At 33.7% G+C, this 202-nt stretch carries 1 pseudogene; it reads right to left on the bottom strand.

From position 1 onward, the window contains the following. Positions 1–202 (bottom strand): annotated as a pseudogene (locus FFR48_RS28825) (RNA-guided endonuclease TnpB family protein); the annotation flags it as partial.

Raw genomic sequence — 202 nt, forward strand, 5'->3', positions numbered from 1 at the left:
TTTACTCCATCAAATACTTCTCCTGTTGATAATATTGCTAGATGATTTATTCCTAAATCAACTCCTACAAACTCCTGATTTTTCTGGGTTTGAGTCGTTTCTATTTCTATTTTCCAAGAGATAAACCACTTGTCAGCTTGTTTACTGATGGTGACAGATTTCGGTTTATATCCTGTAGGGAGAATTTCATAAGTTTTTATCC

The organism is Sphaerospermopsis reniformis, assembly GCF_005402885.1.
Taxonomy (GTDB): domain Bacteria; phylum Cyanobacteriota; class Cyanobacteriia; order Cyanobacteriales; family Nostocaceae; genus Sphaerospermopsis; species Sphaerospermopsis kisseleviana.